The sequence below is a fragment of the Pseudogemmobacter hezensis genome (genome assembly GCF_013155295.1).
GTDB lineage: Bacteria > Pseudomonadota > Alphaproteobacteria > Rhodobacterales > Rhodobacteraceae > Pseudogemmobacter > Pseudogemmobacter hezensis.
On the sequence record NZ_JABJXT010000011.1, the window covers coordinates 91,613 to 114,725 of the forward strand.

Annotated in this window: 21 protein-coding genes; 5 read left to right on the forward strand and 16 right to left on the reverse strand. The window is 63.8% G+C overall.

The features are described 5' to 3' along the window. Window positions 1-60 precede the first annotated feature (60 nt). The 7 genes from HOY34_RS13485 to HOY34_RS13515 all read right to left on the reverse strand — a co-directional run bounded on the left by HOY34_RS13485 (window position 61) and on the right by HOY34_RS13515 (window position 6,495). Complete coding sequence (locus HOY34_RS13485; protein ID WP_172363830.1) at window positions 61-1,395, reverse strand: glutamine synthetase family protein; 1,335 nt, start codon at window positions 1,393-1,395, stop codon at window positions 61-63. Between the two features lie 211 nt (window positions 1,396-1,606). Further along, window positions 1,607-2,437, reverse strand: coding sequence for an ABC transporter permease (locus HOY34_RS13490; protein WP_172363691.1), 831 nt, complete (start codon window positions 2,435-2,437; stop codon window positions 1,607-1,609). Beyond that, window positions 2,434-3,315 (reverse strand): ABC transporter permease, encoded by an 882-nt coding sequence (locus HOY34_RS13495; RefSeq protein WP_172363693.1) that lies wholly within the window; start codon window positions 3,313-3,315, stop codon window positions 2,434-2,436. Before HOY34_RS13495 ends, HOY34_RS13490 begins: the two co-directional genes overlap by 4 nt. 155 nt (window positions 3,316-3,470) lie before the next feature. Further along, window positions 3,471-4,184, reverse strand: coding sequence for a transporter substrate-binding domain-containing protein (locus HOY34_RS13500; protein ID WP_172363695.1), 714 nt, complete (start codon window positions 4,182-4,184; stop codon window positions 3,471-3,473). Window positions 4,185-4,231: 47 nt separating this feature from the next. Further along, window positions 4,232-4,942 carry a substrate-binding periplasmic protein gene (locus HOY34_RS13505; RefSeq protein WP_172363697.1) on the reverse strand — a complete coding sequence of 237 codons (711 nt, stop codon included), beginning with the start codon at window positions 4,940-4,942 and terminating at the stop codon, window positions 4,232-4,234. A gap of 12 nt (window positions 4,943-4,954) precedes the next feature. After that, window positions 4,955-5,725 (reverse strand): ABC transporter ATP-binding protein, encoded by a 771-nt coding sequence (locus tag HOY34_RS13510; RefSeq protein ID WP_172363699.1) that lies wholly within the window; start codon window positions 5,723-5,725, stop codon window positions 4,955-4,957. Between the two features lie 329 nt (window positions 5,726-6,054). Continuing rightward, window positions 6,055-6,495, reverse strand: a complete 441-nt coding sequence (locus HOY34_RS13515; protein WP_172363701.1) for a tellurite resistance TerB family protein — start codon at window positions 6,493-6,495, stop codon at window positions 6,055-6,057. A 207-nt stretch (window positions 6,496-6,702) separates the two neighbouring features. Here HOY34_RS13515 and infA point away from each other — a divergent pair, with 207 nt between their 5' ends. The 5 genes from infA (at window position 6,703) to HOY34_RS13545 (ending at window position 10,256) form a co-directional block, all read left to right on the forward strand. Beyond that, on the forward strand, window positions 6,703-6,921 hold the full coding sequence (gene infA / locus HOY34_RS13525) for a translation initiation factor IF-1 (protein ID WP_045389309.1): 219 nt from the start codon (window positions 6,703-6,705) through the stop codon (window positions 6,919-6,921). Between the two features lie 12 nt (window positions 6,922-6,933). Next, a complete protein-coding gene (locus tag HOY34_RS13530; RefSeq protein ID WP_172363705.1) occupies window positions 6,934-7,509 on the forward strand; it encodes a Maf family protein in 576 nt (191 codons plus the stop codon). Next, entirely contained in the window at window positions 7,506-8,546 is a 1,041-nt protein-coding gene (locus HOY34_RS13535) for a ribonuclease E/G (RefSeq protein ID WP_172363707.1), read from the forward strand. The genes HOY34_RS13530 and HOY34_RS13535 overlap by 4 nt, the downstream gene beginning before the upstream one ends. Further along, window positions 8,543-8,734 carry a DNA gyrase inhibitor YacG gene (locus HOY34_RS13540; RefSeq protein ID WP_172363709.1) on the forward strand — a complete coding sequence of 64 codons (192 nt, stop codon included), beginning with the start codon at window positions 8,543-8,545 and terminating at the stop codon, window positions 8,732-8,734. Before HOY34_RS13535 ends, HOY34_RS13540 begins: the two co-directional genes overlap by 4 nt. A gap of 214 nt (window positions 8,735-8,948) precedes the next feature. Then, on the forward strand, window positions 8,949-10,256 hold the full coding sequence (locus HOY34_RS13545; RefSeq protein WP_172363711.1) for an MFS transporter: 1,308 nt from the start codon (window positions 8,949-8,951) through the stop codon (window positions 10,254-10,256). Window positions 10,257-10,335: 79 nt separating this feature from the next. Here HOY34_RS13545 and HOY34_RS13550 read toward each other — a convergent pair whose 3' ends face one another. The 9 genes from HOY34_RS13550 to HOY34_RS13590 all read right to left on the reverse strand — a co-directional run bounded on the left by HOY34_RS13550 (window position 10,336) and on the right by HOY34_RS13590 (window position 22,919). After that, a complete protein-coding gene (locus HOY34_RS13550) occupies window positions 10,336-11,220 on the reverse strand; it encodes an Ivy family c-type lysozyme inhibitor (RefSeq protein ID WP_172363713.1) in 885 nt (294 codons plus the stop codon). A gap of 242 nt (window positions 11,221-11,462) precedes the next feature. Next, entirely contained in the window at window positions 11,463-12,836 is a 1,374-nt protein-coding gene (gene glmM, locus HOY34_RS13555; protein ID WP_172363715.1) for a phosphoglucosamine mutase, read from the reverse strand. Between the two features lie 3 nt (window positions 12,837-12,839). Beyond that, window positions 12,840-13,886, reverse strand: a complete 1,047-nt coding sequence (gene folP, locus HOY34_RS13560) for a dihydropteroate synthase (RefSeq protein ID WP_172363717.1) — start codon at window positions 13,884-13,886, stop codon at window positions 12,840-12,842. A gap of 68 nt (window positions 13,887-13,954) precedes the next feature. Beyond that, the gene (locus HOY34_RS13565) at window positions 13,955-14,869 is read right to left on the reverse strand and encodes a dihydroneopterin aldolase (RefSeq protein WP_253944455.1); all 915 of its coding nucleotides are present in this window, start codon (window positions 14,867-14,869) and stop codon (window positions 13,955-13,957) included. A 207-nt stretch (window positions 14,870-15,076) separates the two neighbouring features. Beyond that, a complete protein-coding gene (locus tag HOY34_RS22130) occupies window positions 15,077-16,138 on the reverse strand; it encodes a cell wall hydrolase (protein ID WP_253944457.1) in 1,062 nt (353 codons plus the stop codon). A 273-nt stretch (window positions 16,139-16,411) separates the two neighbouring features. After that, on the reverse strand, window positions 16,412-19,057 hold the full coding sequence (locus tag HOY34_RS13575; RefSeq protein WP_172363719.1) for a putative PEP-binding protein: 2,646 nt from the start codon (window positions 19,055-19,057) through the stop codon (window positions 16,412-16,414). Window positions 19,058-19,106: 49 nt separating this feature from the next. Then, the gene (glyS, locus tag HOY34_RS13580) at window positions 19,107-21,272 is read right to left on the reverse strand and encodes a glycine--tRNA ligase subunit beta (protein ID WP_172363721.1); all 2,166 of its coding nucleotides are present in this window, start codon (window positions 21,270-21,272) and stop codon (window positions 19,107-19,109) included. A gap of 172 nt (window positions 21,273-21,444) precedes the next feature. Continuing rightward, window positions 21,445-21,867 carry a DUF6446 family protein gene (locus tag HOY34_RS13585; RefSeq protein WP_253944462.1) on the reverse strand — a complete coding sequence of 141 codons (423 nt, stop codon included), beginning with the start codon at window positions 21,865-21,867 and terminating at the stop codon, window positions 21,445-21,447. A 74-nt stretch (window positions 21,868-21,941) separates the two neighbouring features. Beyond that, window positions 21,942-22,919, reverse strand: a complete 978-nt coding sequence (locus HOY34_RS13590) for a glycine--tRNA ligase subunit alpha (protein ID WP_172363725.1) — start codon at window positions 22,917-22,919, stop codon at window positions 21,942-21,944. Between the last annotated feature and the right edge of the window lie 194 nt (window positions 22,920-23,113).

Sequence of the window (23,113 nt, forward strand, 5' to 3'; positions counted from 1 at the left end):
CTGTCGCATCAATCGTGTGCCCGGCCCCGTCTTTGGTCAAGAGGGGCCGGGCTGAAAGCGTTACACGGTATCGAGATAAAGCTCGACCATCTCTTCGGGCGAAAGCTCGGCGGTGTAATGCAGCTCCTGGCGTTTGGTCATCACCATATTGCGGATCATCTCCTCGGGGAGGAAACGCTTCACATGCGGTGAGTGTTCAAACGCGTCGATGGCGTCTTTCCAGGTCGTTGGGATCTGCGGCAGATCCAGCGCATAGGAATTGCCGCTGATCGGGGCGACGGGCTCTTTCTGATCCTCGATCCCCGACAGAGCGGCGCCAAGAATGGCGGCCAGCATCAGATAGGGGTTCACATCGCCGCCTGCGACGCGGTGCTCGATCCGGCGGGCCTGGGGGTTGCCCGAGGGGATGCGGATCGCGGCGGTGCGGTTCTCATAGCCCCAGCAGATCGCGGTGGGGGCATGGGCATCGGGGACAAGGCGGTCATAGCTGTTCGCATGGGGGGCGAAAAGCAGGGTGGAATCATGCATCGCCTCCATACAGCCGGCCACCGCATGGCGCAGCATGGCGGTGCCTTTCGGGCCGCCGGAATCGAAGACATTGTCGCCCTTGCGGTCGATCACCGAGAAATGCGTGTGCAGCCCCGAGCCAGAGTAATCCAGATAGGGTTTCGCCATGAAGCTGGCCGCGAAACCGTGACGCCGCGCCAGACCCTTCACCAGCATCTTGAACAGCCAGGCATCATCGGCGGCGCGCAGCGCGTCGTCGCAATGCATCAGATTGACCTCGAACTGGCCAAGCCCGGTTTCCGAAGTGGTGGTATCGGCGGGGATATCCATCGCCTCGCAGGCGTCATAGAGGTCGGTGAAGAAGACGTCGAAGGCGTCAAGCGCCCGGATCGACAGCGCCTCGGCGGCCTTGCGGCGCTTGCCCGAGCGCGGGCTAAGCGGCACCTGCAGCGATTTGCCGGAATCGTCGATCAGGAAGAATTCCAGCTCCATCGCGCAGACGGGGGTAAGGCCGCGCTCTTTATAGCGGTCAACCACCGCCCGCAGCGCGTGCCGGGGATCGCCCTCATAGGGCTGGCCGTTTTCACGATACATCCAGATCGGCAGCAGGGCCGAAGGGGCCTCAAGCCAGGGCATCGGCATGAAGCCGCGCTCTGTTGGGCGCAGGGTGCCGTCCTGGTCGCCCTCTTCGAATACCAGAGGGCTGTCGTCGATATCCTCGCCCCAGATGTCGAGGTTCAGAACGGAATAGGGGAAACGAATGCCGCTTTTCACCACGTTATCGGCGAAACGTGCCGGGACGCGTTTGCCACGCGCCTGCCCGTTGAGATCGGCCGCAGCCACACGAATCGTGCGAACCTGCGGGTGTTTTCTGAGCCAGTCCTTCATCATGATTTCAGTCAGCAAGCACGGAGACGATACCCGCGCCCCGCTGTGATGGCCTGTTTCCCGGCCCACATGATGCGCAAGGTCTCAGACCATGCTTCTGGTCCTTCCCTTGGTTTGATCGCCTCTCCCGCCGGGCATATGGCCCCGATTGAAACGCTGTGGTCGAGCGGGTCCGGGCGGGTGCCCGGATAATTTGATCAAATACAGGCTACTACCGGATCAGCTGAGGACGCAAGCGAATTCTGCGCTTTTGGTGGCTGGGCAGGTGGCGGTTCAGCCTCTGGTTGATAAGGCCGAAGAGGCCGATCAGACAAAGCGTCAGAATGATGAAATAGAAGGCAACGATCGGATAAGAGATGAAGGGGTTGAAGGTCTTATCGGCGAAGTAATTGGCGTAATATAGCGCGTCGCCGCGTTGCTGGAAGGCCGGGAAGCCCGAGAAGAACACCAGTGTGGTGGCGTGGAACAGGAAGATCGCCTCGTTGGTATAGGCGGGCCAGCCAAGGCGCAGCATGGTCGGCCATTCGATGCGGAAAAAGCGGTCACGCCCGGTGATGCCATAGGCGTCGGCGGCCTCCAGATCGCCGCGCGGCACCGTCATCAGCGCCCCGTAGAAGATCTCGGCGCTATAGGCAGAGGTGTTCAGGAACAGCGTGAACGCCGCCCCGGCCCAGGCGCTGGCCATCCAGGCGGTGGGGATGGTGAAAAGGCCAAACACATCAACAGAGCCGCGCAGGACCGTGGTGATGAAGAAATAGACCAGGAAGAACTGGATAAAGAGCGGCGAGCCGCGGAAGATGAAAATATACCACTCGGCCGGTTTGCGCAGCCATTTGCGGTGCGAGGCCTTGGCCAGTGCCAGCGCGATGGCAAAGCAAAAGCCCAAAGCCAGCGCCAGCAGCCCGAAGTAAAGGTTCCACAGCATCCCCGAGCCGATCAGCACGAACTGATCGCAAAGGGTGATATCGGTGGTGGGCAGCGCATTCTGGCCAAATCCCAGTGAGCGCAGCCAATAGGCCTGAACGGTTTCCCAGCAGGTCATGCCGCGTCCTTCCGAAGGGTTTCGCCGGCGCGGGTGGCCTGGCCATGGCTGAGGCGGCGCGACAGCCGCGAAAGCGCGATCTCAGAGACCCGGGTCAGGGTCAGATAAAAGACCAGCAGCGCCAGGAAGTAGTAAAGCCGCCAGTCGCCATGCGGATAATCGAAGCGCGCCGATTTCGAGGCCCCCATCTCACGCGCCCAATAGACCACGTCCTGGATGCCCAGCAGAAACAGCAAAGGCGTCGCCTTGATCAGGATCAGCCAGAGGTTCGACAGGCCCGGCAGCGCATAGGTCCACATCTGCGGCACCAGAATGCGGCGGAAGGTCTGGCGTGGGCTCATGCCATAGGCCTCGGCGGTCTCGATCTGGGCGCGGGGCACGGCATCCATGGCGCCTTTCAGAACATTGGCCGCGAAGGCCCCGAAAACAATGGCAAATGTCAGAACGGCCAGCGCGAAGGCATAGGCCTGATGCACGAAAGGCGAGGCATTGTTCGGCGGCACTTTGGCCGCCGGGCAGACGCGGAATTCAAGGCCCTGGCGCACCGGCTCTGTCCAGTCGGGGCAGCGGATCTGATGGGTCAGCCATTCCAGCCCCTGGTCCAGCGCGATCACGAAGAACAGGAAAAACACGATATCGGGGATGCCGCGCACCATGGCGGTGTAAAGCTTGCCCAGCCAGCGCACCGGCGCAAAATGCGAGCGCGAGGCCATCGCACCGCCAAAACCGAAGGCCAGCGCCGCCGGGGCCGCGACCACCAGAAGCGCCATCACGGTGATGAAGGAGTAGTAAAACTCCATATGTTTGGGCGTCGTCAGATAACACGAGAGCCAGGTCAGCCCTTCCAGTGTCTTTGGCTCGGCACAATATTCAAACATGGAACGGCCCTGGCGCGGCGGCCATGCGGGTGCAAAGCCACGTGTTGGTCAGATGTCGCCGCCGCGCAGGATGGTGTCAGGCGCGGCGGCGGGATTAAGGCGGGCAGGCGGCAGGGGGATCTCAGTCCCGATCCTGCCGCCATAATACCCTTAAATCAGAAGGGGGTGTAGTTGCCGGCGAACCACTCATCGGTCAGCTTGTTCAGCGAGCCATCTGCCTTCATCGACTGGATTGCAGCGTCAAATTTCGCCTTCAGCTCGGTGTCGGATTTGCGCAGGCCGATGCCGATGCCGTCGCCCAGCAAAACGTCCTCGCCGAAGATTTCCAGCCCGTCACCGACCTGGGTCAGCAGGAAGTCCTCATCCGCCATCACGGCTGCGGCCTGACCATTGCGCACGGCGGCCACGGCCTCATCGGGGGTTGCGAATTCCAGCAGCTGCGCGCCCGAGGCGGCGACATGCGCGGCCTGGATGGTGCCGACCTGGGCCGCGATCACACCGGAATCAATCGGGGTATCGGGCGACATCGCCGCATAGGACGAGGGCGAGGGCTGGGTGTAGTTTTCCGAGAAAGCGATTTTCTCGCGGCGCTCGTCGGTGATCGACATGCCAGCCATGATCGCGTCGTAATTGCCCGACTGCAGGTTCGGAATGATCGAATCCCAGTCATTCTTGACGAAGATACATTCCAGGCCCGCGCGTTTGCACAGCTCATTGCCCAGAACGATCTCAAAGCCGTCCAGCTCGCCTTTGTCGTTGATCAGGTTATAGGGCTCATAGGCGCCCTCGGTGCCGATACGCACCGGATCGGCGGCGGCGATACCGGCGCCAAATGCGGTAAGGGCGGTGGCAAGCAGCAGTTTCTTCATTTTCATCTCCCGAAGATTGCTTTTGGTTATGGGGGCTGGCCCTTTTGTCAGAACCAGTCGTTATACAGTTTGTCCAGTGTGCCGTCAGCTTCCATCGCCTGGATGCTGTGGTCGATCATCGCCTTTAGCTCGCTGCCCTTGCAGACGGCGATCCCGGTGCCCTCATCGGGAATTTCCACCCAATAAAGCGTACCAAGCCCCTGGCCGAATATCAGATGCTCGAGGTCGGGGCGCTCATTGAACGGCCCAAGCGCCAGATCGGCGGCACCGCTGGCGACTGCGTTCAGCGCGGCCGCCTCGCTGCCGTAGCTGCGGAAATCCAGCGCCTCTTTGCGCAGCCATGTCTCTTGCATGGTGCCCGCCTCGACCGAGATCCTCGCCTCTGATGGCTCTGGTGCGCCCGGTTTGCCGACAAACCATTCCGCCGCGCCGCCGCTGGAATAGGGGATCGACATATCGACAAGAGCGCGGCGTTCGGGCGTGATTGCCATGCCCCCCAGAACCACGTCAAAGCGCCCCTCGGCGACGCCCGGGATCAGCTCTGAAAAGGGTGCGGTCCGCCATTCGCAGTCACGCGCGTTGCGGGTGCAGATCTCGATCATGATCTCATAGTCCATGCCCGACAGATTGCCCGCCTCATCGCGCAGGATATAGGGCGGGAACGAATCCTCGGTGCCGATCACCAGCGGCTTTTCGGGGCCGCTGGCGGCCAGCCAGACGGTGGCGGAAATGGCTGAGATACTGGCTATACAGGACATCAGGGCCTCGCCTCAGACCATAGTGGCCGAGAGGAAACCGCGCAGCCGCTCGGACTTTGGCTGGCCGAACAGCTGCCCGGGCGGGCCTTCCTCTTCGATCCGGCCCTGGTGAAGGAAGATCACATGATCCGAGCAATCCGCGGCCAGCCGCATGTCATGGGTGACAAGGATCATCGTGCGCCCCTCATCGGCCAGGGCCTTGATCACCTTGACGACCTCTTGCTCAAGTTCCGGGTCCAGCGCTGAGGTCGGCTCGTCAAACAGCAGGGCGCGTGGCTCCATGCACAGGGCCCGGGCGATGGCGGCGCGTTGCTGCTGGCCACCCGAGAGCTGCGCAGGCCAGGCATCGGCCTTGTCGGCAATGCCGACCTTGGCCAGATATTCGCGGGCTTTCGCCTCGACCTCGGCCGGGTCGCGCTTCATCACGGTGACCGGGGCCTCCATGACGTTTTGCAGGATCGTCATATGGGCCCAGAGGTTGAACTGCTGGAACACCATCGAAAGATTGGTGCGGATGCGGGTGACCTGGGCGCGGTCAGCCGGGTGCCTGCGCAGCCCTTCGCCTTTCCAGCGCACGGATTCGCCCTCAAAAATCACATCGCCCTGCTGGCTGTCTTCCAGCAGATTGCAACAGCGCAACAGCGTTGATTTCCCAGAGCCGGATGAGCCGATCAGCGAAATCACATGACCGCGTGGCGCGCTGAGGTCGACACCTTTCAGCACTTCCAGCGGCCCATATGATTTGTGCAGACCACGGATCTCGATAACGGGCACTTCTGCCATAAAACCTGGATCTTCCCCTGTTAACGACTTGTTATTGGCGGCTTGTTATCTGGCACGTGATGCGCGGCAATGCCAGACTGCCTTTGCACCAGTAGGGCGCAGAAAAAGGCGGTTTGCAATGCGGTTTTGCGCCCCCGCCGGGTTTGTCCGCTGCAAGTTGCAGCGTATTGCGCGGCAATCTGGCAGTTGCGGCCGGGCCGGGGATGCGCCGCCGCTGCAGGATCTGCGGCGCCGCTTTTGCGGCGAATCCCCCCCCGCTGTGACGAATCCCCCCGATGTGCCGAAGCCCCGGGGGGGATGGTTTCCGGCGGTTTGCTGCAGTTTGCGGCCTACGACTGCTTTTCGGCCTTTTGCCGCGCCAGGGCGTTTTCGACATCGCTCAGCCCGAAGAGGCTGGCGACCATGCGCAGCAGGCGATCCTCATCGGGGTCGCGGCTGCCATCGGCCAGGGCCACAGACCACAGGGCCTGCATCAGATCGCTGCGCTCCTCGGGGCTGGTGGCGGCCTTCAGGGCGCGGGTAAAGCGCACGGTATCGGGGGCCTCTGCCTCCAGCGCCTCGGCCTCAGCGCGCAGGGCGGCTGCGCCAAAAGCGTCCAGCTGAAAGCGCTGCATCAGCACGCGGTCGATCCGCTCGACCTCTTCAACCGCATAAAGCCCGTCTGTACGCGCCAGCCGGACCAAAAGCGCCGCCAGAGCCAGCCGCGCATCGGTGTCTTTCAAAGGCTCGGGGGCGGGGGCCAGCAACTGGCGCAAAAGGTTCTGTATCATGGGGCAATTCTAGCGCGAAACCAGGCCCCGCGCCAGCGCCAGCGGCGGGCCTCTTTGGTCACAGTTTTGCGGGTCAGATCCATGCCCTCGCGCCCGGCCGCGGCACAAAAAGCCAGAAAACGCTTGTAAAGCCCCTGCGCAAGGCGCATATGCGCGGCGCAGAAGGCCTGCAGTTCCTGCGGGCCCTTATTCTATTTCGGAGTGAACATGGCCAAGGAAGACATTCTCGAATTCCCCGGTGTCGTGAAGGAACTCCTGCCCAATGCGACATTCAAGGTCGAACTCGACAATGGCCATGAACTGATCGCAACCATGGCAGGCAAGATGCGCAAGAACCGCATCCGCGTTCTGGCTGGCGACAAGGTGCAGGTGGAAATGACCCCCTATGACCTCTCGAAAGGTCGCATCAACTATCGCTTCAAGTAAGCGACCCCTGCTTTGCGACTGATCCTCGGATCCGCCTCGCCGCGCCGGAAAGAGCTTCTGGCGCAAATGGGAATTGTTCCCGACCTGATCTCGCCGCCCGATATCGACGAGGATCCCCGCAAGGGAGAGTTGCCGCGTCCCTATGCGGCGCGGCTGGCGCGTGAAAAGGCGCTGGCGGTTCAGTCTGATCCCGATGACATCGTTCTTTGCGCCGATACCACGGTGGCGCTTGGCCGCCGGATCCTGGGCAAGCCCCGCGATGCGGCAGAGGCGGCTGCTTTCCTGGCCCTTCTGGGCGGGCGTCGCCATGAGGTGATAACCGCCGTCGCCCTGCGGCGCGGTGAGCGTATCTGGGCCCGCGAAAGCCTCTCTGTCGTGAAGATGAAGCGCCTCTCGGATGATGAGATGAACGCCTATCTGGCCAGCAATGAATGGCAGGGCAAGGCGGGCGGCTATGGTATCCAGGGGCTGGCTGGCGCGTTTTTGCCATGGATATCGGGTAGTTACAGCGGAATTATGGGCTTGCCGGTCGCCGAGACCGCGCAGCTTTTGACGGCCGCAGGCTGGCCGGTCTGGAGGCAGGCATGAAGGGTCGGGTCGTTCTTCTCGATATGATCGACGGGCGCGAGGCGGCGGCTGTGCTGGTTGACGGTCGCCTGGAAGATCTGGCGATTGATCCGGCAGAGCCGGGTTTCGCGCCGGGCGCGATTTACCGCGCGGTGGCGGATCGGCCTGTCAAAGGGCAGGGCGGGATTTTCGTGAAACTGCCCGATGGCGGCAGCGGTTTTCTGCGCCAGATTTCGGGCATTGCACCCGGCCAGCGGCTGATCGTCCAGGTCAGCGGCCCGGCCGAGCCTGGCAAGGCGATCCCGGTCTCGACGCGGGTTCTGTTCAAATCGCGCTATGCGATTGTCACGCCCGGTGCCCCCGGCCTGAACATTTCGCGCCGGATCCGCGATGAGGAACTGCGCGAAGAGCTGGACAGTCTTGCAACTGCGGCGATGCAGGGGGCGGCCCCGGATCTGGGGCTGATCCTGCGCTCGGTCTGCCAACAGGCAGAGCCAGAGGAAATCAGCGAAGACATCGCCCAGCTGCGCGGCCTTTCCGAGGCGGTGCTTGCCGATCTGTCGGGCGGGCCGGAACTCTTGCTGGATGCGCCGGGCGCACATGAGCTGGCCTGGCGCGAATGGGGCGATCCCGCGCCCGATGAGGTGATCGAAGAGCCCGGCTGCTTTGGCGATCATGGCGTGGCCGATGCGCTGGATGAGCTGCTGGACCCGCGCGTTGGTCTGCCCGGTGGCGGCCATATCTGGATCGAGCCGACGCGGGCGCTGGTGGCGGTCGATGTGAACACCGGCCCGGATACCTCGCCTGCGGCTGCGCTGAAGATCAATATCGCCGCGGCCCGCGAGCTGCCGCGCCAGCTGGCCCTGCGTGGCCTTGGCGGTCAGGTCGTAATCGACTTTGCGCCGATGCCGAAACGCGACCGCAATATCCTGGAGCAGGTGATCCGCGCCGCCTTCAAAACCGGCGGCGAGACAACCCTTGCCGGCTGGAGCGGGCTGGGCCTCTTCGAGCTGACCCGGCGGCGCGAACGTCTGCCGCTAAGCGAGCTCTGGTCGTGACCTGCCCGGTCTGCGGCAAGCCGACCGAGGCGGCGTCCCGGCCCTTTTGCTCGAAACGATGTGCCGATGTCGATCTGGCCCGCTGGCTGGGCGGCAGCTATCGCATCGCCGGGACCGAAAGCCCGGATGCAGATGCCGAAATCCCCGATGATGACGCGCAGGGGCCGGGCGCATCTGCTCGGCCGTGACGTAAAGCGGCCATTTCGAAATCTTCAGGTCTGCGTTCCGCAAGGCCCGCCTCTTCCGGGGGCGGGTCTTGTGCAGTTATGCAATTTTTGCAACCCGGCCAGTCACCTGCGCTTTGCCGCTTTCACAGAACTGTGCAAAGCGTTACCGCGAACGCCTGGGGCGCGGATTGCGAAAAACGCGCCGCCAATGCAATAAAATTACCCGGAATGAAAAATGACAGACATTTCCCAGGCCGGTGGCGCTGATGCCACCAAGGCGGGGCCGGCGAACTCTCCGCGGCGTGTGCTGCTTGCGAGCCTGATCGGCACCACCATCGAGTTCTTTGACTTCTACGCCTATGCCACCGCGGCCGTGCTGGTCTTCCCGGCGCTGTTCTTCCCGGGCTCTGACCCGATGACGGCGCTGCTGGCCTCTTTTGCGACCTTCTCGATCGCCTTCTTTGCGCGTCCCTTCGGCGCCATTGTGTTCGGCCATTTCGGGGATCGCATCGGCCGTAAGGCCACGCTGGTTGCCGCCCTTTTGACGATGGGGGTCTCGACCGTCATCATCGGCATGCTGCCGACCTACGCGCAGATTGGCGTCGCGGCGCCCCTGCTGCTGGCGCTTTGCCGCTTTGGTCAGGGCTTTGGCCTTGGCGGTGAATGGGGCGGCGCGGTGCTGCTGGCGACGGAAAACGCGCCCGAGGGCAAGCGGTCCTGGTATGGCATGTTCCCGCAGCTGGGCGCGCCTGTCGGGCTGTTCCTTTCGTCGGGCTTCTTCTGGATCCTGCTGCATTTCATCTCGGAAGAGCAGTTCATGGCCTGGGGCTGGCGTCTGCCCTTCCTTGCCTCGATCCTGCTGATCGCCCTGGGGCTTTGGGTGCGGATGTCGATTTCCGAAACCCCGGAATTCGCCAAAGCCATCGAGAAAGAAGAGCGCGTGTCGGTGCCTGTCGCCGAGGTGTTCAAAAACCACAAGCGCAGCCTGTTCCTGGGCACCTTCGTGGCGCTGGTGACCTTTGTGCTGTTCTATATCTGCTCGGCCTGGCTGCTTGGTTATAATATCAAGACTTTGGGTATCCCGTTCAAGGATGCGCTGCTGATCCAGATTTTCGGCTCTATCGTCTTCGGGATTGCGATTCCGATTGCGGGCAAGATTGCAGACCGGGTTGGCCGCTACAGCTTCCTGATTGTGGTGACTGTGCTGATCGGCATCTTCTCGTTCTTCCTCGGCCCGCTGATGCAGGGCACGGCAGAGGATGAAAGCTCGATCTATCTCTTCGTGACCTTCGGCATGTTCCTGATGGGGCTGACCTATGGCGTGATCGGGGCCGTGCTGGCGGCGCCCTTCCCGACGCGGGTGCGCTATACCGGATCGTCGATCACCTTCAACTTTGCGGGCATTTTCGGCGCCTCGCTGGCCCCCTATGCCGCGACCTGGCTGCAGGCGAATTACGGCATGGCTTATGTCGGCTATTACCTGCTGGCCGCGGCGGTGATCACGCTGATCTGTATCGTTGCTTCGGGCCGCGAAGAGGTCTGAGCCGCCCGTCATATCAATAAAAAAGGGCCGGAGCATTGCTCCGGCCCTTTTTCATTCGGATGCCCTGAAAGCCGGGGCCTCAGTTGCCGCCTTCGATGGCCTCAGACGCGGCATGCTGAATCCATTCTGGCCAGGTCGAGCGGTCTGCGGGCCAGGATTTCGGCTCTTCATCGCCCTCATTCTTCCAGACCGCGACCGCCTGCTGGCTGTCTTTGTCGATCCACAGCCAGGCCCATTCGCTGAGGCAGGCCAGCTTGTTGCAGGCATTGCCGCTATAGCCCTGATCGATCAGGTCGCCAGAGCCCATCTGCACCAGAATGCCGGCATATTCGTCCCAGTCGCTGGCACTCATGCTGGAGGTAAACTCAGCATAGACCGGCGCAAATCCAAGCGCATCGCTGGGATGTTTGCCCGCAAGCCAGGCGAAATCCGCCCAGGTCTGGCCCTCAATCGGGGCGAAGGCTTTCGGGCCCTGATCCACCAGGCCAGACGCGGGTGTCCAGCTGTAGACCTGGGCGGGAAGGCCCGGATAGGCCCCGGTCTGGAACAGCAGCTGATCGGGCGAGGCGGTCATCTCGAACCAGCTGCAGCTTTCAATCGGGCCGTCCAGCTTTGGCACGCCATCTGCAAGCGAGATCACAAAGGGCGTGCCGCCACAGGCATTGCCACCAGAGCCTGCAACCCCGGTGACGACCGTCTGGCCTGCCACCTCGACGGTGCCATCAAGGAAGATCAGCCCGTTGGTCAGGATCGGTTCACCGTCAACCACAACTGCCTGATCGAAATCCTCGGTCTCGGTGACCGTCACAATGTGGCCGCCGAGATCGACGCTGTCGGGACGGGCGTTTTCGGCAAATGCCATCATCGGCGTCGAGAGCAAAAGCGCGGCGAGAATGCCGCGCCTTGTGCTGCGCCTTGTGCCGCGCCTTGTGACGGTGGCGATCGCAGGGAGGGATAGGGTCATGCTGACCTCCTTCAGTGGTTCAGGCACGCGCCTGTGTTCAGAGAGAAATCTGCCGCAAAGCTGCAGGATGCGCCAGCAGGCAAAACCTCACCCCTGGGGTGTCCGGCAAAACCCGGCCTGGTCTTAGAGGGCGCAGCGGCCCTTGGTCGCGCCTCAGGGGGGCGGATGGCGCTTTGAGAGTATTTTATGGGAGGGCAGGCCCCGGGGGGCCTGCCGCGGGGGCCTGCAGCATCCGGCGTCGCTTAGCCCGGCTGGTCTGCCACGGCCCCGGCGGCCCCGGCGGCCGCGACGCTGGCCGCGATCTCATCGACGACATCGTTCAAAAGCGCCTCATCCACGCATTCCGCCATGACGCGGATCAGCGGCTCGGTGCCGGATTTGCGGATCAGAATGCGGCCCTTGCCCGCGATCCGGGCCTCATTGGCGGCAATCACCGCTTTGACCTTTGCATCATCCAGCGGCAGGGCACCGTCGGTATAGCGCACATTCTTCAAAAGCTGCGGCACGGTTTCGAACTGGCGCACCAGCTCGGATGCTTTGCTGCCAGAGCGCACCATTTCCGCCAGGAACTGCAGCGCTGCCGCCAGCCCGTCGCCGGTGGTGGCGTAATCTGTCATCACGATATGGCCCGATTGCTCGCCGCCCAGGTTGAAGCCGCCCGCCCGCATCCGCTCGACCACATAGCGGTCGCCGACGGCGGTGCGCTCAAGCCCGATCCCCTGCGAGGTCAGGAAGCGCTCAAGCCCCAGGTTCGACATCACCGTCGCCACCAGCGCGCCCCCGCGCAGCCGCCCATCTGCCGCCCAGCGGCTGGCCAGCAGCGCCATTATCTGATCGCCATCGGCCACCTGGCCGAATTCATCCAGGATCATCACCCGGTCGGCATCCCCATCCAGCGCAATCCCCAGATCGGCGCCATGGGCCACCACCGCCGCCGCCGCCGTCCCGGTATGGGTTGATCCGCAGTTGTCGTTGATATTGGTGCCATTGGGGGTGACGCCCAGCGGGATCACGGTCGCGCCCAACTCCCACAGCACCTCGGGGGCGGCGCGATAGGCGGCCCCATTGGCGCAATCGACCACCACTTTCAGCCCGTCCAGCCGCAGCCCGGGCGGGAAAGAGGTTTTGACAAATTCCTGATAGCGCCCGCGGCCATCCTCAATCCGTTTGGCGCGGCCGATATTATGGGCCTGGGCGGGCTGGATCTCGCCCTCGATCATCGCCTCGATCTCGCGCTCGGCCTCATCAGACAGTTTGAACCCGTCGGGGCCGAAGAATTTGATGCCATTGTCGTGATGCGGATTGTGGCTGGCCGAGATCATCACCCCCAGATCCGCCCGCATCGAGCGGGTCAGAAAGCCCACGCCAGGCGTCGGCACCGGGCCCAGCAGCAGCACATTCATCCCCGTCGAGGTCAGTCCGGCGGTCAGCGCGTTTTCCAGCATATAGCCCGAAAGGCGGGTGTCCTTGGCGATCACCACCCGATGCGCATCCGTGCCGTCCCGGCGAAAGTAACGCCCGGCAGCCTCGCCCAGCCGCAGCGCCATTGCCGCAGTCATCGGCCAGCTATTGGCACGGCCCCTGACACCGTCAGTTCCGAAAAGCTTCTTCGCCATTGCCTATTCCTCGTGGTAATTGCCCTGGATCGCCTGCCAGATCGACAGGGCCTGGCGGGTCTCTCTTGTGTCATGAACGCGCAGGATCTGCACGCCACTGGCCGCGCCCTGCAGCGCCACCGCAACCGAGCCGGAAACCCGCTCTGACGCAGTGGCGGCCCCGGTGATCGCGCCGATAAATTTCTTGCGTGAGGCCCCCAGCAGCAGCGGCAGGCCGAATTCGTGAAAACTGCCCAGGTCCCGCAAAAGCTGCAGGTCATGCGCGGTGGTCTTGCCAAAGCCGATGCCGGGGTCGAGGATCAGGTTTTCCGGCCGGATCCCGGCGCTCAGCGCGGCCTCAACCCGCTGAAAAAGGTGATCGCGCACCGCCCAGAGCACATCGTCATAATGGGCGTGTTTTTGCATGGTCTCGGGCGTGGCAACCGAATGCATCAGCACAATCGGGGCCCCCGATTGCGCCGCCAGCGCCGCCATATCCGGGTCAAACCGCATGGCCGAAACATCGTTGATGATATTCGCGCCCGCCTGCAGCGCGGCCTCGGCAACGGCGGCCTTGCGGGTGTCGATCGAAATCGGCGCGGTGATGCCGGCGGCCCGCAGGGCGGCAATCACCGGCGCGGTGCGGGCGATTTCTTCGGCAACCGGCACCTCAGCCGCGCCTGGCCTGGTGCTTTCGCCGCCAATATCCAGGATCTCGGCATCGCGCAGCATCTCTTGCGCGCGGGCCAGCGCGGCCTCTGGCAGGTTATGGCGGCCGCCATCGGAAAAGCTGTCAGGGGTGACGTTCAGAATGCCCATGATGCGCGGCTGGTTAAGGGAAAGCCCGACCAGATCGGCCCGCGCTGCGCTGATCCGCGCAAAGCCCGCCCCGTGATGCGCATCGTCGCGCACCTCGGCGGCTGTGCCGTCACGCCCGCTCAGCCGCGCCTCGTTCCACCACAGGTGGCGGCTGCCGCCAAGGCTGCGACGCGGTGCCGTTTGGGCCGCGCTTGCGCCGCTGCGGGGCAGGGGCTGAAGGATCTGATCGGGGTCAGGCAGGCTGAAGGACATATTTGCTGCAGTTTTGTGCTTTGTCCGGCGCTTTTGCGACTTTGGCCGGGCCGTGACAAGGGCCGCAATCAGACCTTGCGGGCCGGGATGCGGCTTCCCGCCGGAACTGAAACATCGCCGTGAAGGATCAGCTCTGCCGCCGCCATTTCCTCGGCCAGCCACAGGGCCAGCGCCACCGCATCACGGCTTTGCGGCCCGTCAACCGCATCCAGCACCAGTTTCGAGGGCGCCCATACCACCGAGCGGCCGCGCCGGATCGCCCAGTCGATTTCGGTTCGTGAGGAAACCACCACGCAGCGCGGATCGCGGGCGGCCAGCACCCAGGCGTTTTGCTCAATCGCCAGCAGATCGACGCGGCGCTGCGTCGGGCGGTGCCCTGTCTGCGGCCGCGCCATATCGGGCAGGCCGACCGTGAAGATCACCGGCACGCCCGGGGCCAGCAGCTGATCGATTCGCGCTGCCAGATCAGGGGCATGGATGGTTTCATTGTCGAGATAGGCGACCCGCGGATGCACCAGGTCATCACTGTCGCCATCCTCGCTGCGCAGCGGGATTTCAGCGCGCGAGCGCACGATCTCAACCCCAAGCGCATAGGGGCCGACATCGAGTTTTTCGATGCGGATGAAAGCGCGCATCGCCTGGGGCTCGGCCAGAAGACGCTCGGCCAGGTGTTCGGCCAGCGTCTCCAGCAGGTTCAGCCGCCCGGTCGCCAGCTCGGCGGCGATTGATTCGGTGATCCGGTCATAAGAGAGGATGCGGTCGACATCATCTTCCAGCGGCTGCGGCGTCGGGCGCACCTCGATCACGATATTGAAACGCAGGCGCTGTTTATGGCCGCGCTCTTTCTGAAAGGCGCCGATATCGGCCTCGACGATATGGTCGCGCAGGCTGATCCGGTCGCGCGGATCTGCGCCTGCAGAGGCCTCAGAGCGTTCCTGAGGATGGGCAAAAGCCATTGCGCTGTCGCTGGTCGTCATGGTCATGCGCCCTCCTGCGGGCAAAATGGCCAGGGAAACTGGCACGCCGCCGGGGCGACATTTGCCCCGCGCCGCGCAACCCCAGGGGGAAAGTGCGGCACGGGTAGCGCATGATTAGCAGCAGCAAAGCCCGATCCCAAGTCATTAACCGACCTGTCCTGACCGGGAACAGACCGGCGTGCCCTGTCTGGTCTGTCAGGCGGGCCTTTCAGATCAGCCGCGGACGCCGGGCTGACGGTAGAAAAGATGCGAGCCGATGGCGGTGGTATGGGCGAATTGCTTCGACCAGGAGGGCCGGACGCCATAGGTGTGGAAATGGGTGGCGCCGGCGGTCAGATTGCGGGGCGCGCCGCTCAGCATCAGGCTGGCGATCCGGCCTGCAACCTCACGCGGCGTCTTTTCACGCATGGTGGTCGAGGTGCCGTCGCAGGTATAGGAAAACTGGCAGCCGCCGCTATTGGCCTGACGCACAACGCCGCAGACGCTGGCCGGATAGCGGCCGCTGTCACGCCGGTTCAGGATCACTTCGGCCACCGCGAACTGGCCCTGCAGGCTTTCGCCGCGCGATTCGAAGTAGATCGCCTCGGTCAGGCATTGCCATTCGCGCCCGCTTTGGGTGATGGGCTGCGCCATCAGCCAGTTCATGTCATAGCGCAGGGCGGCCTTTTGCAGCCCCTGGGTCTGGCCGCTCTGGCCATTTGTGGGGGCAGAGGCCTGCACGATATTTGCCTCGGCAGCCCCTGCCGTCGCGGGCTTGCCCAGCAGGGAAAACCCGTTGCGCGTGGTGGTTTTCCTGACCACCCGGCGGATCTTCTTGCCCTCAGGCGTGTCGATGATGGTTTCAGAGACCACCTCTTCGGTGACCTGAACATTGCCCGAATTCGTGGCCGAGACCTTTGCCGCATTGCGCGACGCGCCGCCTGAGATCAGCGTGCCAGAGGGCTTTGTGCTGATCACCCGGCTTTTTGCGGCAGGGGCGACCAAAGGCGCGGCGGCATTCGCCACGATTTGCGGGCTGACAATGGCCGCGCCCTGGACGGGCTGCGCCAGAACCGCACCATTGGGCGCGGCAACCGGCTGGCGGGTGGCCCGGCCAGAGGTGTCATTCTCCAGATCGTTCAGATGCGATTTTTCATTGCCAAGCAGCTGGCCCATCTGTCCGGCCAGATCAAGCTGCGGCCTGTTCATGTCACTGCGCGTGACCTCTGCATGGGCCGCCATCGGGGCAGCCAGCTGGGTGAGGGCGACGGCGGCGGTCACAGCGACAGCTGCCATCACATTCCCTGAGCGTTTCATCATCGGGTTCCTGCTCTGTTACCCCAAGGCCTGGATTTCACCAAACTCTGGTGGCACCAAAAACGCGGCTTTGGCCAAAACTATGGCGCGGGCCGCACAACAAGTGGGTTGAGTAGGCGAATCGTCCGCCTTCGGTCCAGTATTGTTGCCAAATCGTCACAAGAACTCTGTTGGCGTCGGCGAGAATACGCCGACAGTTCTTAAGAAATACTTTAGCTGCGCGTCACAACCACATGATATTGTGTTTTTATTTCACCTGGACGCATGTTCCCCAAGGGCCAGATGGGCCGCCGCGAGTCGCGCCATGGGCACGCGATAGGGGCTGCAAGAGACATAATCGAATCCCGCAGCGCGGCAAAAAGCGATGGAAAGCGGGTCGCCGCCATGCTCGCCGCAGATGGAAAGCCGCAGTTCCTGGCGGGTTTCGCGCCCGCGTTCCGCACCGATCAGCAGCAATTCGCCCACCCCGTCCTGGTCGAGGATATGGAAGGGATCCTCGGGGAAAACGCCCTGCTGCACATAGGTGTTCATGAACCGCCCGGCATCGTCGCGCGACAGACCATAGGTCATCTGGGTCAGGTCATTGGTGCCAAAGGACAGGAAGGCCGCGTGCTGCGCGATCTCACCCGCCCGCAGGCAGGCGCGGGGCGTTTCCACCATCACGCCCAGCCGATAGTCGAAATCGGCGTTTGCCCTGGTGCGCACGGCCGCCGCGACGGCGTCGATGCGGGTTTTGACCAGCTCGACCTCGCGGGCGGCCGAGACGAGGGGGATCATCACCTCGGGCACGATCACCGCGCCGCGCCGGGCACTTTCGATCGTGGCCTCAAAGATCGCCTGGGCCTGCATGTCGTAGATCTCGGGCAGCACCACGCCGAGGCGCACGCCGCGCATGCCCAGCATCGGGTTGACCTCGCGCAGCGCCTCGGCACGGCGGGTGACCTCGGAAAGCGGGCGGTCCAGCGCCTCGGCCAGCTCGCGCAGCCCTTCGCGTGAGGCGGGCAGGAATTCATGCAGGGGCGGATCAAACAGGCGGATGCAGACCGGAAGCCCCTGCATGATGTTGAAAAGCTGGACGAAATCCTCGCGCTGCATCGGCAGCAGCCGCGACAGCGCCGAGGCGCGGTCGGCCGAGGTATCGGCGAAGATCATCTCACGCATGACGGTGAAGCGGTCTTCCTCAAAGAACATATGTTCGGTGCGGCACAGCCCGATGCCCTCGGCGTTGAAATTCCGGGCGGTGGCGGCGTCCGAGGGGGTGTCGGCATTGGCGCGCACGCCGATGTCGCGGAACTCATCCGCCCAGGTCAGCAGCTGGCGGAAACTGTCGTCCAGCGCAGGGGGCAGCATTTCGGCCGCGCCCGCCAGCGCCTCACCGCGCGAGCCGTCGATGGTGATGATATCGCCCTCGCGGAAGATGCGGCCATCGCGGGCGGTCAGTTTGCGGTCCTTGCCGTCAAGGCGCAGATCGGAGGCGCCGACCACCGCAGGCAGGCCAAGACCGCGGGCGATCACGGCGGCATGGCTGGTCATGCCGCCGCGTTCGGTCAGGACGGCGGCGGCGGAATGCATGCCGCGGATGTCTTCGGGCGCGGTCTCGCGGCGCACGAGAATACATTGCTCGCCACGTGCGGCAGAGGCCTGGGCGGCCTCAGAGGTGAAGACCAGGCGGCCCGTTGCGGCCCCGGGCGAGGCGGCGATGCCGGTGGCGATCACGTCGCGGATGCCGCGCGGATCGACCTGATGGTGCAACAACTCGGACAGCGCGCGCGGCTCGACCCGCAACACCGCCTCGGACTTCGGGATCACCCCATCCTCGGCCAGCGCCACGGCGATTTTCAGCCCGGCGCGGACAGAGCGCGTCACCCGAATCGCATCAAGCACCGAGAGGCGGCCATCCTCGACGGTGAATTCGATCTGCATTTCCTCGCGCAGTTTGGCGCGGCAGGCGGCCCCCATGCGGATCAGATCCTGCATGATTTCAGGGGCTTCCTCTTCCAGTGAGGGGCCGCGCGGGTCGCGGGTCAGGTAAAGCGCCTCACGCGCGGCAAGCGCGTCACGGCCCTGGCTTTGGCCCAGATAGCGGCCGGTGATGCGGTTTTGCCCGGTGACGCTGTCGACGAACTGGATGACGCCAGAGCCGGATATGCCCTGGCCGATGCCCTGGGCCATTTCCTGGACCACAAGGCCAAGGGCGGCATCCTCTGGCGCCCCTTTGGCCGAGCGCAGCAGGCGGGCCGAGGTGCCCTCCCACGCCCGCGCCATCGAGCGCAGCACTTCGGAAAGCTGGCGGGCCGGGTCTTCGGGGAATGGCTCGTCGGTCTCATATTCGTAAAGGCGGCGCAGCTCGCGCAGCGCATCGGGGCCGGGCCGGACATCCTCGAACATATCGGGGTCAAGCCGGGCGACATTGATCGCATAGCCCTGGATGAAGCGGCACCAAAGCGCATCGGCGGCCTCGCGGCCATGGGTTTCGCAAAGGGCGGCGTGGCGGGCGGCGTTCAGCCCGATATTGAGGATGGTTGCCGGGCCGCCCCAGTCGGGATTGGCGGGCGAGGCGCGGACAGAGACCAGCGGGCCTGCGGTCTGGTCGGTGCCGAAATGGGCAAGGATCGCGCTCGCATCAACGGGTTGCCCCTGGGCCAGCGCGCGGATCGTGGCGGCAGGCAGGGCAACCGATTGTGGCACCGGCAGCTCAAGGCGCACCAGCCGCTGCAGGCATTTCGCCTTCCAGCCATGCGCCTCGGTGGCGATGGGGGCGGAGGGGGTGATTTCCGAAAAGGCGGTGAGGGTCACTTGTTTCTGCACTGCAGCACTCCTGGCACGGCTGGCAGAATAGGGCGGATTTTTTATGGCGCAAGCGCTGTGATGGGCGCGGGGGGCAGTGCCTCCGGCCATATGATCCCGCCCCCCGGCGCGTTTTGCGCATGGGGGGCAGGGGCGGGGCTTAGCCCTCGACTTTGGTCAGATCAGCGGTGCCCGAGCAGATGGCGCGGATCCGGTGCAGCAGGTTCAGGCGGTTTCTGCGGATGATCTGGTTGTCGGTATTGATCTGGATCGTGTCGAAGAAGGCATCGATCGGGCCGCGCAGCGCCGCCATGGCCTGCATGGCAGTGGCGAAATCCTCGGCCTGCATGGCGGGGGTGATCTTCGCCTCGGCCTGGTCGAGCGCGGCAAAGAGGGCGCGCTCCTCATCTGTCTCGGCCAGTTTCGGATCCGGGCCGAAGCTATATTCGACGCCGTCTTTTTCCTCGGCCTGGGTCAGGATGTTGTTGGCGCGTTTGTAGCCCTGAAGAAGGTTCTTGCCGTCCTCGGTTTTCAGCGTGTCGGAAAGGGCGGTTGCGCGTTTGACCAGCAGCGCCAGATCATCGCTGCCGGGCATGGCCAGGCAAGCGTCGATCACGTCATGGCGGATGCCCTGGTCTTTGAGGAAGACTTTTAGACGGTCGTGGAAGAAAGCGAGGAGACTTGCGACATCTTCGTCATGGGCAGGGCGTATCCAGCCTTCGAGCGAGCCTGAAAAAATCTTCATCTCATCCGCAGAGGCTCCGCGTGACAGGCTGTCATGGCGGGCAGTGCGGTAATCATAATCACCCAGTGCCGTTCTGAACAGTTTGGTGAGGCTGAGATTGATGTCATTCCCCAGCACCAGCCGGATCACGCCAAGCGCGGCGCGGCGCAGGGCGAAGGGGTCTTTCGAGCCGGTGGGTTTCTCGTCGATAGCCCAGAAGCCGGTCAGGGTGTCGAGTTTGTCGGCCAGCGCGACTGCGACCGAGACAGGCTCGGACGGGACGGCGTCAGAGGGGCCGAGGGGCGAATAATGGTCGCGGGCGGCATTGGCGACCGCCTCAGGCTCGCCTGCCTGCAGCGCGTAGTAGCGGCCCATCACGCCCTGGAGTTCGGGGAACTCGCCGACCATCGCCGAGCGCAGGTCGAGTTTGGCAAGACGCGCGGCATGTTCGGCCTGATCGGGGTCAGCGCCGACCAGGGGCGCGATCTCGCGGGCGAGGGAGGCGATGCGGGCAATGCGGTCTGATTGCGAGCCGAGCTTCGACTGGAAGGTGACATGGGTCAGGCCCTCGGCCCATTCCTGCATGCCCGCTTTCGCCACCCGCAGGTCGTTTTCCCAGAAGAAGCGCGCATCCGACAGCCGCGCGGTCAGCACTTTCAGATTGCCCGCAAGGATCGTCGCGCCGTCATCCGGCGTCTCGATATTGGCGACGGTCAGGAAGGCCTCAATCCGGCCGGTTTTCGGATTACGGGCCGAGAAGAATTTCTGATGTTCGCGCATGCTGGTTTGCAGAACCTCGGGCGGCAGGCCAAGGAAGGCTTCGGGGATCTGGCCCATCAGCGGCACCGGCCATTCGACAAGGCCCGCGATCTCGGTCAGAAGGGCGCGGTCCTCGACCACCTCCAGCCCGGCGGCGAAGGTCAGGTTTTTGGCGCCATGGGCGATGGCCTCTTCACGCTCGGCCTGGTCCAGCATCACTTTGGCGCGGCGGAGTTTGGCGGCGTAATCCTCAAATGAGGTGACCGCAAAGCGACCCGGCCCCATGAAGCGGTGGCCCTCGGTGGTGTCGCCCGAGGGGATGCCATCGACCGACAGCGGAACCACGGTGGCGCCGGCCTCATCATGCAGGATGCAAAGGATCGAATGCAGCGGGCGCACCCACCGCAGGGAACCTGTGCCCCAACGCATGGATTTCGGCCAGGGGAAGTTGCGGATCGCAGCTTCCAGCACCTCGGCGATGATCTCTGCCGCGGCGCGGCCGGGCTTTTCCACCACCGCAAACCAGACCTCGGCCTTTTTGTCGGCGCGTTTTTCCAGCTGATCGAGGCTCAGCCCGGTCGAGCGCAGAAACCCGTCGATTGCCGCCTGGGGCGCATCGGTGCGCGGGCCCTTGCGCTCTTCGCGGGTGGGGCGGCTTTCGGAGGAAAGCCCTTCCAGTGCCAGCACCAGGCGGCGCGGCGTTGAGAAGGTGCCAGCGCCCGAATAGGTCAGCCCGGCCTCAACCAGGCCATCGGTGACCAGTTTTTTCAGCGCCTCACGGGCGGCGCCCTGCATGCGGGCGGGGATTTCTTCGGAGAAGAGTTCAATCAGAAGATCAGGCATGACAGCACCGCGATATGTGAGTGCCGCAGTCCCTACCCATTCTTGCGCCAGATCACAACAGAGGCGAATGCCTCACCGCCAATCGGGGCGGCAGATCCGGCAGCGGGGCGGGGGGCGGCCAGTGGGTGAAAAAAAGAACGCGAATAACGGCGTAAAACGCCGGATTAACGGGTTACGGTGTGCCCTCGGCCTCGCCGTTCAGCTGATGCCAGGCGAAGGCGCGGCCATCGGGGAATACCGCGACCACCCGATCAACGCCGGGGTTGATATTCTCTTCGGCCAGAAAGGCCAGCGCCTCGCCGGTTTCCAGCGCATGGCCGACCTCATCCGCCTTATAGCAGCCAAACCAGCTGGGGCCGTTCAGAGGCTCGGGCTTTTCATAGATCACATAGGTCTCGCTCAGCATGGCCAGCGAAAGCGGCGTGGTGAAACAGGCGCGAAACCGCAGGGGCGAGCTGTCAGCGTCGATCCCCTCGACATTTTCCGCAACGATCAGCTCTGGCTGGTCAGATCCGATGGGCGTCAGCCGGATCTCGGTCTCGCCCGGGCCGAAGGCCACCGGCTGGTAGAAGGCGTAAACCTGCAGCCAATACATCAAAGCGCCTGCCACCAGACCTGTCACGACCAGCCCTCCTGCTGCGATTTTCCCGAAATTGACCCGGCGGGCCGTCACGCTGTTGTCTCCGCCGTCATTTCTGCGTCACGCCCGGCTTCGGTCTGGCGGAAGGCATCGGCGCATTTCTTCGCCAGCGCCCGCACCCGGCCGATATAGGCCTGACGCTCGGTGACGGAGATCACGCCCCGCGCATCCAGAAGGTTGAAGAGGTGGCTGGCCTTGATCGTCTGATCATAGGCCGGATGCGCCATGATGATCGTTTTGCCGGTTTTCGGATCCTGAGGCGGGAAGTCCAGCAGGCGCTGGCATTCGGCCTCGGCATCCTCGAAATGGCGGAACAGCATCTCGGTGGTCGCACCGTCGAAATTGTGGCGCGAGTATTCTTCCTCGGTCTGGCGGAAGATATCGCCATAGGTCAGCGGGATCGGCGCATCGGGGTTGTTGAAGGGCATGTCCATGACATGGCCGACATTCATCACATACATCGCAAGCCGTTCCAGACCATAGGTCAGCTCGCCCGATACGGGTTTGCAGTCATGGCCGCCGACCTGTTGGAAATAGGTGAACTGGCTGACCTCCATCCCGTCACACCAGACCTCCCAGCCAAGACCCCAGGCGCCCAGCGTCGGGCTTTCCCAGTCATCCTCGACAAAGCGGATGTCATGCAGGCCCAGATCGATGCCGATCGCCTTCAGCGAACCGAGATACAGCTCTTGCAGGTTTGCGGGGCTGGGTTTGATGATGACCTGATACTGATAGTAATGCTGCAGGCGGTTCGGGTTTTCGCCATAGCGCCCATCGGTCGGGCGGCGCGAGGGCTGCACATAGGCGGCAGCCCAGGGTTTGGTGCCAAGGCTGCGCAGGGTGGTCGCCGGGTGGAAGGTGCCGGCACCGACCTCCATGTCATAGGGTTGCAGCACCGCGCAGCCCTTGTCGGCCCAGTAGTTTTGCAGCCTCAGGATGATTTCCTGAAAGCTTCTGGGCGTCGTGGTGCCCTGATCGGCGGCCTGATTTGCGCTGTTTTGTGCCATTTCCAAAGCTTTCCCGGTTTCGGCGGCAATTGGCATGGTCGGTGCCAGGCCCTTGCCGCCACGTATATCAGTGGCGCATCTTTTGCGGCATGGGCCTGGCGCGCAGTGGCTGCGACCCGGCAAAACCCTGCCAGCATTCGCGCATGTCCCTATCCATTGCCGCGCCCCGGGTCAATCACAGCGCGATCACAGGT

Bases quoted from the DNA above. Each gene is read 5' to 3' on its own strand.
- HOY34_RS13575 (WP_172363719.1), bottom strand. From the start codon at position 19,057: ATGGCCGGAGGCACTGCCCCCCGCGCCCATCACAGCGCTTGCGCCATA.
- HOY34_RS13585 (WP_253944462.1), bottom strand. From the start codon at position 21,867: ATGTATTGGCTGCAGGTTTACGCCTTCTACCAGCCGGTGGCCTTCGGC.
- HOY34_RS13495 (WP_172363693.1), bottom strand. From the start codon at position 3,315: ATGTTTGAATATTGTGCCGAGCCAAAGACACTGGAAGGGCTGACCTGG.
- infA (WP_045389309.1), top strand. From the start codon at position 6,703: ATGGCCAAGGAAGACATTCTCGAATTCCCCGGTGTCGTGAAGGAACTC.
- HOY34_RS13510 (WP_172363699.1), bottom strand. From the start codon at position 5,725: ATGGCAGAAGTGCCCGTTATCGAGATCCGTGGTCTGCACAAATCATAT.
- folP (WP_172363717.1), bottom strand. From the start codon at position 13,886: ATGTCCTTCAGCCTGCCTGACCCCGATCAGATCCTTCAGCCCCTGCCC.
- HOY34_RS13590 (WP_172363725.1), bottom strand. From the start codon at position 22,919: ATGGCACAAAACAGCGCAAATCAGGCCGCCGATCAGGGCACCACGACG.
- HOY34_RS13545 (WP_172363711.1), top strand. From the start codon at position 8,949: ATGACAGACATTTCCCAGGCCGGTGGCGCTGATGCCACCAAGGCGGGG.
- HOY34_RS13490 (WP_172363691.1), bottom strand. From the start codon at position 2,437: ATGACCTGCTGGGAAACCGTTCAGGCCTATTGGCTGCGCTCACTGGGA.
- HOY34_RS13515 (WP_172363701.1), bottom strand. From the start codon at position 6,495: ATGATACAGAACCTTTTGCGCCAGTTGCTGGCCCCCGCCCCCGAGCCT.
- glmM (WP_172363715.1), bottom strand. From the start codon at position 12,836: ATGGCGAAGAAGCTTTTCGGAACTGACGGTGTCAGGGGCCGTGCCAAT.
- glyS (WP_172363721.1), bottom strand. From the start codon at position 21,272: ATGCCTGATCTTCTGATTGAACTCTTCTCCGAAGAAATCCCCGCCCGC.
- HOY34_RS13550 (WP_172363713.1), bottom strand. From the start codon at position 11,220: ATGACCCTATCCCTCCCTGCGATCGCCACCGTCACAAGGCGCGGCACA.
- HOY34_RS13565 (WP_253944455.1), bottom strand. From the start codon at position 14,869: ATGACCATGACGACCAGCGACAGCGCAATGGCTTTTGCCCATCCTCAG.
- HOY34_RS13505 (WP_172363697.1), bottom strand. From the start codon at position 4,942: ATGTCCTGTATAGCCAGTATCTCAGCCATTTCCGCCACCGTCTGGCTG.
- HOY34_RS13485 (WP_172363830.1), bottom strand. From the start codon at position 1,395: ATGAAGGACTGGCTCAGAAAACACCCGCAGGTTCGCACGATTCGTGTG.
- HOY34_RS13535 (WP_172363707.1), top strand. From the start codon at position 7,506: ATGAAGGGTCGGGTCGTTCTTCTCGATATGATCGACGGGCGCGAGGCG.
- HOY34_RS22130 (WP_253944457.1), bottom strand. From the start codon at position 16,138: ATGGCAGCTGTCGCTGTGACCGCCGCCGTCGCCCTCACCCAGCTGGCT.
- HOY34_RS13500 (WP_172363695.1), bottom strand. From the start codon at position 4,184: ATGAAGAAACTGCTGCTTGCCACCGCCCTTACCGCATTTGGCGCCGGT.